Source organism: Mycobacterium sp. 1165196.3, assembly GCF_001673415.1.
In the GTDB taxonomy this organism is placed as follows: Bacteria; Actinomycetota; Actinomycetes; order Mycobacteriales; family Mycobacteriaceae; genus Mycobacterium; species Mycobacterium europaeum_A.
In genome coordinates this window covers 18,343-30,981 of sequence record NZ_LZLU01000260.1, presented here as the reverse complement: position 1 = coordinate 30,981, position 12,639 = coordinate 18,343, and the positions used below count along the sequence as shown (strand labels likewise).

The 12,639-nt window shown below is 69.4% G+C and carries 11 protein-coding genes and 1 pseudogene; 8 read left to right on the top strand and 4 right to left on the bottom strand.

The genetic code is table 11. The features are described 5' to 3' along the window. The first annotated feature begins 488 nt into the window (after positions 1–488). From A5659_RS24965 to A5659_RS24940, 8 genes and pseudogenes are all read left to right on the top strand, one after another. Positions 489–989: a hypothetical protein gene (locus A5659_RS24965; protein WP_156749365.1), complete on the top strand. Its 501-nt coding sequence runs from the start codon at positions 489–491 to the stop codon at positions 987–989. After that, the gene (locus A5659_RS27975; protein ID WP_156749363.1) at positions 944–1,153 is read left to right on the top strand and encodes a hypothetical protein; all 210 of its coding nucleotides are present in this window, start codon (positions 944–946) and stop codon (positions 1,151–1,153) included. Before A5659_RS24965 ends, A5659_RS27975 begins: the two co-directional genes overlap by 46 nt. A gap of 514 nt (positions 1,154–1,667) precedes the next feature. Then, positions 1,668–2,705: a sulfate ABC transporter substrate-binding protein gene (locus A5659_RS24960; RefSeq protein ID WP_067184994.1), complete on the top strand. Its 1,038-nt coding sequence runs from the start codon at positions 1,668–1,670 to the stop codon at positions 2,703–2,705. Continuing rightward, entirely contained in the window at positions 2,702–3,604 is a 903-nt protein-coding gene (cysT, locus tag A5659_RS24955; RefSeq protein WP_067184990.1) for a sulfate ABC transporter permease subunit CysT, read from the top strand. Before A5659_RS24960 ends, cysT begins: the two co-directional genes overlap by 4 nt. Next, positions 3,601–4,418, top strand: a pseudogene (gene cysW, locus A5659_RS28310) (sulfate ABC transporter permease subunit CysW). Before cysT ends, cysW begins: the two are co-directional and overlap by 4 nt. 16 nt (positions 4,419–4,434) lie before the next feature. Then, positions 4,435–5,502 (top strand): sulfate/molybdate ABC transporter ATP-binding protein, encoded by a 1,068-nt coding sequence (locus tag A5659_RS28305; protein WP_067184997.1) that lies wholly within the window; start codon positions 4,435–4,437, stop codon positions 5,500–5,502. Between the two features lie 42 nt (positions 5,503–5,544). Continuing rightward, a complete protein-coding gene (locus tag A5659_RS24945) occupies positions 5,545–6,225 on the top strand; it encodes a phosphodiesterase (RefSeq protein ID WP_067137685.1) in 681 nt (226 codons plus the stop codon). Positions 6,226–6,249: 24 nt separating this feature from the next. After that, a complete protein-coding gene (locus A5659_RS24940; protein WP_067137684.1) occupies positions 6,250–7,329 on the top strand; it encodes an NAD-dependent epimerase/dehydratase family protein in 1,080 nt (359 codons plus the stop codon). 9 nt (positions 7,330–7,338) lie between these two features. On the opposite strand, the gene A5659_RS24935 is transcribed toward A5659_RS24940, so the two are convergent. The 4 genes from A5659_RS24935 to A5659_RS24920 are packed head-to-tail and all read right to left on the bottom strand — an operon-like array spanning position 7,339 to position 12,400. After that, entirely contained in the window at positions 7,339–8,694 is a 1,356-nt protein-coding gene (locus tag A5659_RS24935) for a TIGR01777 family oxidoreductase (RefSeq protein WP_067184987.1), read from the bottom strand. 16 nt (positions 8,695–8,710) lie between these two features. After that, positions 8,711–9,955, bottom strand: a complete 1,245-nt coding sequence (locus tag A5659_RS24930; RefSeq protein WP_067184984.1) for a glycosyltransferase family 4 protein — start codon at positions 9,953–9,955, stop codon at positions 8,711–8,713. 22 nt (positions 9,956–9,977) lie between these two features. Further along, a complete protein-coding gene (locus A5659_RS24925; protein ID WP_067184980.1) occupies positions 9,978–11,570 on the bottom strand; it encodes a glycoside hydrolase family 57 protein in 1,593 nt (530 codons plus the stop codon). Then, positions 11,567–12,400, bottom strand: coding sequence for a bifunctional 2-polyprenyl-6-hydroxyphenol methylase/3-demethylubiquinol 3-O-methyltransferase UbiG (locus A5659_RS24920; protein WP_067184976.1), 834 nt, complete (start codon positions 12,398–12,400; stop codon positions 11,567–11,569). Before A5659_RS24920 ends, A5659_RS24925 begins: the two co-directional genes overlap by 4 nt. Positions 12,401–12,639 lie beyond the last annotated feature (239 nt).

Here is a 12,639-nt window from a genome sequence, read left to right as displayed (position 1 = left end):
TAGACGCGCGCCTTGCGGAGCTCGTCGTTGAGGAACAGCAGCGACCGTGCCGAGGCTGGGTGCGTAGACGAACAGGTGTGCCCTGTCGAAGTGAGCCGTGTACCGGCACTGTGCGGGGTCATGTGGGTCCGCCGAATTTGCGGCGCGAATAGCAGCCATGAAAGCGCCTATCGGAGTGGTGAGAAGGGAGTGACAGCGCTTTGCCGCAGCGCTCGCGCTAGAGACGCAGCTGTGAACTCAACCTGTTCGGCAGCCTACCGCCGAGGCGAGCGCCCGGAGGTCGATGTCGCGAAAGGCCCGGGTGAAGCATTCGTTTCGTGGCCTTTTCGGCACCGGCAGCCGTTCGCTTCCCGGCCCGTTCCGCGGGTGGTTTGACCGCATGGGCGGCGGGTATACGCGCGTCAAGTAGCTAATGCGACAGTCCCCCCGATGGACGTGAGGGGTGATGCGCCCCAATGGAAAAGCTTGGCCGCCGGTGGTACCGGCTAGTGATCACCTCCGCGTTCACGACGATGCTCTGCGCCGCGCCGGGTCAGGTGGCCGCCGACCCGGGCGCCACGGTGTTCCCCGGTATGGCGATCCGCCAGGGCGACACGGTCTGCATGGTGGGTCTGGTCGAGCCGCGGCTGCGGGTCGCCGTGACCAGTGGCCAGTGCGACGGCGGGAAGTCGATGGTGACCGACCGTGACCGCAAGCCGATCGGTTCGGTGATACTCGGACGTCGCCAGATCGAGGCCGACGCAGGCGCGGACACCTCGATGCTGCCCGTGGAATACGAAGTCATCGCGATCGCCCCAAATGTGACGGCCAGCGATGTGCTGCCGACGGGGCGCCACCTCGCGTCCGCGCCTGCGTCGGCCTCGATCTGGCGACGTCCGAGTATCACCGAACCGATCGGCTTGCGGTCACGGTCGGTCACCATCGACTTCCCGCCGTCACCGACATGGGATTCGACAACCGGGACTTCGGCGGTCCGGTCTACACGCTGACCAACGACAACAACGCCGTGATCGTCGGACTGGTCGAGGGCACCTGGAAGTCCTCGCCCCAGATCGAGTCGTGGCAGGCGGTCATGGCGCAGGTCTACATCGACAGCCACACCTACAGTCCGCAACAACAACAGCAACAACTGCCCGTTCTACGAACGATCTAGCCGCGCCGCAACGCGGTTTGCCTCACCATGACTTTTACGCCGGCGGCCACGCGTATGCCTGCCGCCTGGCGTCCGGCTTGAGCGCCGTCGCGCCCGCACGGTCCGGGCGCCCGCCGCCTGGCAATCGCTCGCGAGCACGCCCCATCCGCCCGGGTGCCTGCGCTACGTTGCTAGTGGTGCGGCCCCCCGGACGGCTCAGCGGGCCTGCGCACCTGACCGGCACCGGGATCGCGCGCTGCTACCGCGGTCCTCGCCCGCCCGAAACCGCCCCTCGCATAGCGCTGGTGGCGTCCCTGGCGACTTGGGCGGCCGCCGCGCGGCGGCGCCCCCGCGCTGTTACGCTTCGCGCCATGCACGTGACATCAGGTGTTTGCTCCCGGGCCGTGCACTGTTGTCGCCCCTGACCCTTGAGCCCGTGTAGCTGCTACGGGGGTGGTGCATCCTTTCGATGCCCTGGCGCCGCTCCGCAGCAACGGGATCCGACGAAGCGAAGTCCCGCACCGGAAGGCCACCCATGTTCGATCTCCCCGCCGGCTCACCCGGCTGGCGTCAGGGCGCCGCGTTGGCCCTGGCGGCCGGGGTGGTCGCCGCGTGTGGTGGTGGGGCCAGCGACGCCGTCGGGGGCGGCGGACTGACGAAAGCCAATAGCAAGATCACCCTGGTCGCCTATTCGGTCCCGGAGCCGGGATGGAGCAAGGTGATTCCGGCGTTCAACGCCTCGGCGGAGGGCAAGGGTGTCCAGGTGATCACCTCCTATGCCGCCTCGGCCGACCAGTCGCGCGGCGTCGTCGAGGGCAAGCCCGCCGACATCGTGAACTTCTCCGTCGAACCGGACATCACCCGATTGGTCAACGCGGGCAAGGTTTCTGCCGACTGGGACAAGGACGCGACCAAGGGGATTCCGTTCGGGTCGCTGGTCACCCTGGTGGTGCGCAAGGGCAATCCCAAGAACATCAAGGACTGGGACGACCTACTGCGCCCGGGCGTCGAGGTCGTCACGCCCAACCCGCTCAGTTCGGGCTCGGCCAAATGGAATCTGCTCGCCCCGTACGCGGCGAAGAGCGGCGGCGGTGCCGACAGCCGGGCGGGTACGGAGTTCATCGACAGGCTGGTACACGAGCACGTGAAACTGCGGCCCGGCTCGGGACGGATAGCCACCGACGTCTTCATCGAGGGCAGCGGTGACGTGCTGATCAGCTACGAGAACGAGGCCATCGCGGCCGAGCGGCAAGGCAAGTCCGTCGAACACGTCATTCCCGCACAGACTTTCAAGATCGAGAACCCCCTCGCGGTGGTGAGCACCAGCCCGCATCTGGACGCGGCCACGGCGTTCAAGAACTTTCAATACACCGCCGCGGCGCAGAAGCTCTGGGCGCAGGCCGGTTTCCGGCCGGTCGATCCGGCCGTGGCGGCAAGGTTTCGCAACGACTATCCCGTCCCGGTGAAGCTGTGGACGATCGATGACCTCGGTGGCTGGACCGCGGCCGACTCGCAGCTGTTCGACAAGAACACCGGCAGCATCACCACGATCTACAAGCAGGCCACCGGATGACTCGATCGTTTTCCGCCGAAACCGCCTATCCGGAGGCGATCCGGCCCGAACTCGCCCAGCCGGGCAGCGCGCTGGGGCAGGCTCCGCCGCCGATACCCGTGACCGGCCGGGCCGGCGGCACGCCGCTGCGGGTCGGCGTGACGATGCTGTGGCTTTCGGTGATCGTGTTGCTGCCGCTGGCCGCCATTGCCTGGCAGGCGGGTGGGGGCGGGTGGCAGGCCTTTTGGCTGGCGGTCACCTCCCACGCCGCGGTGGAGTCGTTCCGGGTGACGCTCACCATTTCCGTTGCGGTGACGGTGTTCAACGTCGTCTTCGGCCTGCTGACCGCATGGGTGCTGGTACGTGACAACTTCGTCGGCAAGGGGCTGATCGACGCGGTGATCGACCTGCCGTTTGCGCTGCCGACCATCGTCACCAGCCTGGTGATGCTGGCCCTGTACGGCAAGAACAGCCCGGTCGGCATCCACCTGCAGCACACGCCGCCGGGGGTGGCGATGGCACTGGCGTTCGTCACCCTGCCGCTGGTGGTGCGCGCGGTGCAGCCGGTGCTGCTCGAAATCGACCGGGACGTCGAGGAGGCGGCGGCATCGCTGGGCGCCGGCGGCCTAAAGGTCTTCACCTCCATCGTGCTGCCGTCGCTGACGCCGGCGTTGCTGACCGGCGCGGGCCTGGCGTTCTCGCGGTGCATCGGTGAATTCGGCTCGGTGGTGACGATCGGTGGCGCGGTTCCGGGCAGCACCGAGGTGTCGTCACAGTGGATTCGCGCCCTGATCGAAAACGATGACCGCACCGGCGCGGCGGCGATTTCCATTGTGCTGCTGGTTATTTCATTCAGCGTGCTGGTTCTCCTGCGGATCGTCGGGGGGCGCGCGGCCAAACGTGAGGAGAAGGCCGCATGACGTCGTCGCTGTGGGTGCGCTACCTCATCCGCTACGCGGTGGCCGCCTACATCACGGTGATGCTGATCGCGCCGGTGTCGGTGATCCTGTGGCGGACTTTCCGGCCTGGCGTGGGCCAGTTCTTCGATTGGATCACCACTCCGGCGGCGATATCGGCGCTGGATCTGTCGCTGCTGGTGGTGGCCATCGTATTGCCGCTCAACGTGATATTCGGCATTTTCACGTCATTGCTTCTGGCGCGCAACCGATTCCGCGGTAAGGGCGTCCTGCAGGCGATCGTGGACCTGCCATTCGCGGTCTCGCCCATCATCGTGGGCGTCGCGCTGATCGTGCTGTGGGGATCGGCCGGCGCGCTGGGCTTCGTCGAGAACAACCTCGGGTTAAGGATCATCTTCGGCATCCCCGGCATTGTGCTGGCGAGCATCTTCGTCACCCTGCCGTTCGTGGTGCGCGAGGTCCAACCCGTACTGGTCGAGCTGGGCACCGAACAGGAACAGGCGGCGGCCACGCTGGGTTCGACGGCGTGGCAGACCTTTTGGCGGATCACGCTGCCGTCGATCCGCTGGGGTCTGACCTACGGCATCGTGTTGACCACCGCCCGCACCCTGGGCGAATTCGGTGCGGTCATCATGGTGTCCTCCAACCTGGCCGGTGAATCACAAACGCTCACCCTGCTGGTCAACGATCGCTACAACCGCGGGGCGGAATACGGCGCCTACGCGTTGTCCACCTTGCTGATGGGCGTTGCCGTTGCGTTCCTATCGCCAAGACAATACTGCTCGTGCGCCGGGCACGCGCCAAGGCCCTGGCCTGAGACCGAAGGGACCCACATGTCCGAGAACTCCCTCGACCCGAGCTCGTATGCGATCACGGTGCGCGACGCCTACAAGCGCTACGGCGACTTCGTCGCGCTGGACCACGTCAACTTCGTGGTGCCGACCGGGTCGCTGACCGCCTTGCTCGGACCGAGCGGCTCGGGTAAGTCGACCCTGCTGCGCACCATCGCCGGGCTCGACCAGCCCGACGCCGGAACCGTCACGATCGACGGCCGCGACGTGACCCGGGTGCCGCCGCAGCGCCGCGGCATCGGGTTCGTGTTTCAGCACTACGCCGCGTTCAAGCACCTGACCGTGCGCGACAACGTGGCCTACGGGCTCAAGATCCGCAAGCGGCCCAAGGCCGAGATCACCGAAAAGGTCGATCACCTACTGGAAGTGGTGGGGCTCAGCGGCTTTCACCGCCGCTATCCCAACCAGCTGTCCGGCGGTCAGCGCCAGCGCATGGCGCTGGCGCGGGCGCTGGCGGTCGACCCGCAGGTGCTGCTGCTCGACGAGCCGTTCGGCGCGCTGGACGCCAAGGTGCGCGAGGATCTGCGGGCGTGGTTGCGGCGCCTGCACGACGAGGTGCACGTGACCACGGTGCTGGTCACCCACGACCAGACCGAGGCGCTCGACGTCGCCGACCGCATCGCCGTCCTCAACCGGGGGCGCATCGAACAGGTGGGCTCGCCGACCGAGGTGTACGACTCGCCGGAGAATCCCTTCGTGATGTCGTTCCTCGGTGCGGTGTCGGACCTCAACGGCGCCCTGGTGCGCCCGCACGATATTCGGGTGGGCCGCAATCCCGAATTGGCGGTCGCCGGCGGCGATGGAACCGCCGCGTCCGTCGGGGTGGTGGCCGCCACCGTCGACCGGGTGGTCGCACTGGGCTTCGAGGTTCGCGTGGAGTTGACCAGCGCGGTCACCGGGGATCCGTTCACCGCGCAGATCACCCGCGGGGATGCCGAGGCGCTGGCCCTGCGCGAGGGCGACACCGTCTATGTGCGGGCCACCCGGGTACCGCCGATAGGCCGGCCCGGCGCCGCCCACCGGGACGGGGCCGCGCTGACGCCCACCTGATCGCCCGTGTTTCCCCGGCCGCAGAATGGGAATCCGCCGCCGGTGAACGTTTTCGAACTCGCGGCGTTGCCGTTCCAGTGGGGCTCCGCGATCCGGGGTAAGCGCTTCTTCCACCCGATCGGCGTGCTGGCGCAGGGCTTCATCGAGCGCGTCGCCCCGGCGGGCCAGGGCCTGCCGATCGCGTCGTCGGAGATCGTTGCGCGCGTGTCGAAGGCGACCGGTACGCCAGGGGCGCTGCCCGACTTCATCGGGCTGGCCTTCCGGGTGCCCGCGGCGCAGCCGTCGGACAAGCCGTGGGACATCCTGCTGGTCTCCTCGGGGTCGGGCGTACTGTCGCGCGCGGTGGCGCTGCGCCCGGCCACGTCGTGGAACGGTCAAACGCTGACCACGCTGATGCCGCTGCACTATCAGGACAACAACTGGTGGCTGCGGGCCAGGACCTCGAGCGAGATCGGCGGCGGGCTCTCGCTGGACAGCGTCCGGGCCAAGCTCGAGCGCAGCAACATCGAGGTGGCGCTCGACCAGGCCTGCGGCAGAGGCGATTTCACGCCCTTGGCCCGGATGACCCTGACCACCGCGATCGATCCCGAGCGCGACCACGACGTGTCGTTCGACCCCGTCCTGAACACCGCACCCGGCCTGAGCCTGCACCCCAGGTGGCTGGCCGATCTGCGCGCCCGCGCCTATCAGCACAGCCGTGACGGCAGAGACGCCGAAGGGTAGCCGCCCGTTGGAAGGAGGTAGCCGGTGTCCGAGCGGATCGTGATCACCGGGGCCAGTGGCAACGTCGGCACCGCCTTGCTGCGCCGGCTCGCCGAAGACGGCGCCGACTATGACATCGTCGGCGTCACCCGTCGACGACCGCCGCCCGACGGGGTGTATGCATCCGTCCAATGGCATGAGCTCGACCTCGCCGAACCCGGCGTGCAATCTGAGTTGCTCGACGTCTTTCGCGGCGCGCAGTGCGTGATCCACCTGGCGTGGGGTTTTCAGCCCACCCGCAACACGCGCTATCTGGACGCGGTCGCCATCAACGGGAGCTCCGCCGTGCTGAGCGCCGCCCACGACGCCAAAGTGCCGCAGTTGGTGCACATGTCGTCGGTGGGCACCTACGCGCCGGGACGGTACGGGGAAAAGGTCGACGAATCGTGGTCGACCGCGGGCATCAGGTCGTCCGCCTACAGCCGCGCGAAATCGGCGGTGGAACGCATGCTCGACGACTATGAGCGCCGCAATCCCGACGGCGTCGGCATCACCCGGATGCGGCCCGGGTTCATCGGCCAACGCGACGCCGCGATGGGACTGCGGCGCTACATTCTGCCGGCCTACGTCGATCCACGGTGGGTGCGGTGGCTACGCGTGCTGCCGCTCGACCGCAACCTGACCATTCCGATGGTGCATGCGGACGACGTCGCGGACGCGTGTGTGCGGGCGGTGCAGCGGTGCGCGCTGGGCCCGTTCAACCTTGCCGCCGAACCGCCGGTGCGCCGCGACGACCTCGCACGGGCGTTGCGCGCCTGGCCCATTCACGTTCCCGCGCCGGTGCTGGGCGTACTGGCTGACGTGTCGTGGCGAACGAGGTTGCAACCCATCGACCGCGGGTGGCTGGACATGATGTTCTCCGTGCCTCTCATCGACACCCGGCGGGCCCGCACGGTGCTGGATTGGTCCCCCCGATGGGGATCGGCCGAACTCCTGGCCGACGTCATCGACGGCTTCCGCAACGAATCGGGCACGCGCAGCCCCGTATTGAATCCGCGGTCGTTCGTCCAGGCGGTCACCCGCGATGTATCCGCCGGGCCGCTCACCGTCCGGCGGGTGCCGTGACGAGCGTCGTCAACCGGTGCGGCCCAACAGGTGACGCAGCGCCCCGTCGAGGTCGGGATCGCGGAAGCGATGCCCGGCGGCGGCGAGCTTGGCCGGCGCCACCCGCTGGCTCGCGGTCGCCAGTTCCCGGGCGCCCTGCTCGCCTAGCAGTAGCCGCGGACCCAGCGACGGCACCGGCAGCACCGCCGGCCGGTGCAACACCGACGCCAGCGTAGCGGTGTACTCGCGGTTGCGGACCGGTTGTGGCGCAACGGCATTCACCGATCCCGACAGCGTGGCGTCCCAGAGCGCGCGGTGATAGACGCCCACCAGGTCGTCGATGCCGATCCAGGACAGCCATTGGCGACCGTCGCCCAGCCGGCCACCCAGCCCGGCTCCGAACAGCGGGCGCATCAGCTTCAGCGTGCCGCCGGCGGGCGATTGCACGATGCCGGTGCGCACCTGCACCACCCGCACCCCGGCCTGTTGCGCGGGGGCGGTCGCCTGCTCCCAGTCGGACACCACATCCGCCAGAAACCCGTCGCCGCGATCGCTGTCCTCGGTGAGGGTTTCGTCGCCGCGGTCGTACCCGTAGTAGCCGATCGCCGACGCCGAGATCAGGGCGCCCGGCCGGGGCTCGCCGCGACCCAGCAGCTCGGCCAGCCTCCTGGTCGGCTCAATCCTGCTGTCCCGGATGGCTTTGCGATGTTGCTCGGTGAACCGGCCGGCGATCGAGGCTCCCGCCAGATGGATCACCACGTCGATACCTTCGAACAGCCGCGGGTCGGGATCGTCGGGATTCCATTGCCGCTCGTCGTCGCCGCGGGCGGCACGCCGGACCAGCCGGACCACCCGATGCCCGCCGGTGCGCAGGAAGGCGGTCAACGCCGAACCGACCAGACCCGACGATCCGGTGATCGCGATCGTCGTCGGCCGCAACCCGTTCTCGGCGGCCAACCGGTGCGCGGCCAAGTCGTCGGCGAGCTGCCGGTGCCGGTAGTCGAACATGGGCCGCAGCAGCGACCCCGGCACCGGCGTCTCGACCCGGTCGATCACCCTGGTGCGATTGCCGCCGAGGTCCTCGAATTCATGAATGTGACGCCAGCGCATGGCAATTCGCGCCGGCAGGGTCGCCAGACCGTCGCCGCCGATGGTGTCGACGAATCGTCGCGGCGGGTCGTAGCCGTCCGGCTGATGCACGGCGACCCAGCGCAGGCCGCCAGGCAGCGCCAGGGTGGCGCGTCCGTCCGCGAGCGAGGCCGCCTCGGTGACCAGGCGCATCGGCTGCCACGGCGGCGAGAGCCGGGCGAACGCCCCCGGCCTGGAATGCCAGTCGAATACGTCGGTGATCGAAGCGTCGACGACGCTCGAATAGTCCAGCCCCATTCCTCGACGGTAGCCGTCAGCGGTTCGGCAACGCGTGTTCGACGATGGGCAGCCGCGCGTGCGGCTCGCGCACCCCCCGCTTGGCCGACAGATAGACCTGCGCCGTCTTGTCGGCCACCGTGCGCCAGTCGAAATCGGAGGTGAGTCGTTCGCGGGCGGCGCGGGCGCGCTGCTGCGCGGCCTGCGGGTCGTCGAGCACGGTGCGCACCGCCGCGGCCAGCCGGGCCACGTCGCGCGGCGGGCACGAGACACCGGTCTGGCCGTTGATCACCGCCTCGCCCAGCCCGCCGATGTCGGACGTCACCAGGGGAGTGCCGGCCGCGGCCGCCTCGAGGGCCACGATCCCGAACGGCTCGTAGTGACTGGGCAGCACCGCGACATCGGCGCGATGCAGGACGGCCAGCAGCTCGGCGTGTTCGAGGTGCCCGACGAACCGGATTGCCTTGAGCACCCGGTGTTTGCGGGCCTGCTCGACGAGCCAGGCCTGCTGCGTGCCCTCGCCGGCGATGGTCAGGGTGGTGCCGGGGTGACTGCGCCTGATCCGCGGCAGCGCGGCGATGGCGTCGTGCACACCCTTCTCGTATTCCAGCCGGCCCAGGTACAGCAGTTCGGCCGGCCCGGTGCGTGGCCGGCGTTCCGCGAAGGGCCACCGCGCCGTCTCGATGCCGTTGCAGATCACCGTGATCTCGGCCAGACCGGGGCCGAAGAGTTCGGTGATCTCGTCGGCCATCGACGCCGAACACGTGATCAGCGAGTCGGATTCGCGCACCAGCCACGACTCGACCGCGTGCACCTGACGGCTGATCGCACCGCTGACCCAGCCGGAGTGCCGGCCGGCTTCGGTGGCGTGAATCGTGGAAACCATTGGCGCATCGTAGAATTGGGCGAGCGCGATCGCCGGGTGGGCCACCAGCCAGTCGTGGGCGTGCACGACGTCGGGCCGCCAGGCGCGGTTGGTGCCCGGTGTGGTCAGCGGTAGCCCGGTGCGGATCATGGCGTGGCCCATGGCCAGTGTCCAGGCCATCATGTCGGTGCCGAAGCTGAATTCGTGCGGATCCTGGGCGGCCGCGATCACCCGGACGCCCTCGCTGATGTGATCCGACGAGGGATGGCTGCGGGGATCGGTTCCGGTGGGCCGCCGGGACAGCACGACGACGTCGTGACCCGCGGCGGCCAGCGCGGTCGACAGGTGATGCACGTGCCGGCCTAGCCCGCCGATCACCACCGGCGGGTATTCCCACGACACCATCAGGATCTTCACGCCAAGACCAACCTCGCCCGCCTCATCGGGGCAGCCTGCGGGCGTCGAGGGCGCCGAACAGCCCGTCGGCGCGGTTCCATCCCTGCGCCAGCCGCTGCGCGGTGTCGCGCCGCCCGGACGCCAGCGCGTCGGCGATCTCGCGGGTGGCGTGCGCGTGCAGATGGGCGCGGTAGCGGGCGTAGTCGGCGGCCGAATCCTTGCTCACCATGAACGGCCAGTCGCTGGAGACGGTGAGCAGCGTTTCCCGCAGGATCTGATCGGCGACGTGGTCACGGGGGATCGGCCCGTCCAGCGACGCCGTCTGGGACAGCGCCTTGTCGACGGTGCTCAGCGCCATGTCGACCACTTCGCCGTTGAGCGCCACCAGATCGGCGACCTGCTCGCCCGCCCACACCTGCCAGTCCTTGCCCGATCCCCACGAGCTGGGCGGCAGGGCGACCGGGTTTCCGACGAAGCCGTCGGCGAGGGCGTCGGACAGCGTGCCCACCCGAACGCCCGCCTCGGGCAAGGCCCGCAGCACCCGCTCCAGCCAGGTCGGGCCCTCGTACCACCAGTGGCCGAACAGCTCGGTGTCGAAGGCGGCGATCACATGGGCGGGTCGCCCAATGCGCTCGGACTCGGAGAGCAACCGGTTGCGCACCACCTCGACGAAGTCGGCGACGTGCGTGTCGACCGCGTGGTCGGCGCGCTCGGGGTCGTAGGGCGCCTTGTCCTGCGAGGGCACGTTGCGGCCCGTCACCCGGGCGGGCTTGAGGCCGGTGAGGTGGTCATAGGTATGGAAATCGCGGTACGCGCCGTGCCCCGGATAGCCGGACTTCGGTGACCACACCCGGTAGCTGACCTGCAGGTCGCGCCCGAACGCCACCACGTCGGTGTCGCCGACGGGCCGGCCCAGCGCGGTGTCGCCGTGCAGCGACGGGCCGTCGACCATGAAGTGGGTGACGCCCGCGGCCGCGTAGTCGTGCTCCAGGCCGGGCGCGTAGGCGCACTCGGGCGCCCAGATGCCGCCCGGGCGCCGGGCCAGGCGCGCCTGCGCGTCGGCCAGACCCTCGCGCAGCGCGAACTCGCGCAGCCGGGGCGCCAGCAGCGGCTGGAACGGGTGGGCCAGCGGACCGCCGAGCAGCTCCACCGTGCCGGCGTCGAGCAGGCCGCGCAGCAGCGGGCTGCCGCCGTGCCGCCACCGGGTGGCGAAGTCGTCCAGCGCGCCCTGCGCCTCGGCGGACTCGCGAATCCCCAAGGCGCGCAAGGCTTCCGGCGTGCAGGAGGGGTAGCCGTCCGACTTCGAGCGGGGGGCGCTACGCACGCTGGTGGCCACTGCGGTCGCTTCCAAGGCGCGCAGCCGCCAGTTGGCCAGCCAGTGGTGCATGCCGTCGAGGCAGTACGGGTCGTCGAGCTGCGCGTTGACCACCGGAGTGACGCCGAGGGTGATCAAGCTCCGGCGATCCTCGCCGGCCAACGTGTCGAGCACGCGCATCAGCGGCAGGTAGGCCGCCGCCCAGGATTGGTACAGCCATTCCTCGCCGACGGGCCAGCGGCCGTGATGGGCCAGCCAGGGCAGGTGGGTGTGCAAAACCAGGGTGAAGAGGCCGGGCACCCGGTTCTGCGCCGTGCTCACGGCGCTACCGCGATCGCGACCAGGTCGAGGCTGTCGTCGATGTGGTGGCCGGTGCGCGCACCCTCGCCGGCCTCGATCAGGTCGAAGTCGGCGGTGGTGACCGCGGCGACGTCGGCCGCCAGTTGGGGTGGCCAGGGGGCCCCCGGGTCAGCGGCCATTGCCCGCTGGATCTGCGCGTCGATGATCGAGCCGCCGTGCCGGGCGTCCATCTCCCGCAGCCGCGGGCCGTGGAACAGGCCGCTGATCGAGACCTCGCGGAACCCGCCGTCGACGAGCAGCTGGGTGAGCTCGGCGGCGTTGAGTTCCCGGGTGTGGAAGGGGTTGATCGGGGTGTCACGGCCGGGGGAGAAGGTGATCCGGTTGGGGGTCGACATCATCAGCAGCCCGGACGGCCGCAGCACCCGGGCGCACTCCACGACGAACTGTGTTTGGTCCCACAGGTGCTCGATCACCTGGAAGTTGACCACAACGTCGACCGACGAGTCGGGCAGCGGCAGCTGCGCGAGGTTCGCCTGCATGACGTCCACCCGGGGGTAGCGGCTGCGGACATGGGCCACCGCGGCCTCGTCGTAATCGACGGCGATGACGCGGCGCGCGACGCCGGCGATCAGATCGGCGCCGTAGCCCTCGCCGCAGCCGGCCTCGAGCACGTCGGCGTCCACGCAGCGCCCGGCGAGCCGCTGGTAGACGACCTCGTGGCGGCGAAACCAGTAGTTCTCGATGTCCAAACCGGGGATGGTGCGCTCGCCCGTCAGCGTCATCACGGCGTCACCCACCGACGCGGTGTCGCCGGGGATGTGCTGCGGGACGTCAGGGACCGGTGCGCTCATTGCATAGGCAGGCTAACGCGAAGTGTCGGATTCGCGAACCGGGGACGTGAGCCCCCGCTCGTGAGGCGGCGGACGGGCCGCAAGAACGTGCCGCCCGGCGACGATCCCGTCCGGGGCAGCGGACGGGGGAGGAGCGGGCAATATGGCCTGAGCGACCAGCTATGGTGTGAATGCATACCGCACAAAGTTACCGGGTAGTAACACGGCCGTGCGTTGCGAAAACGCGTACCGAGGTTTCG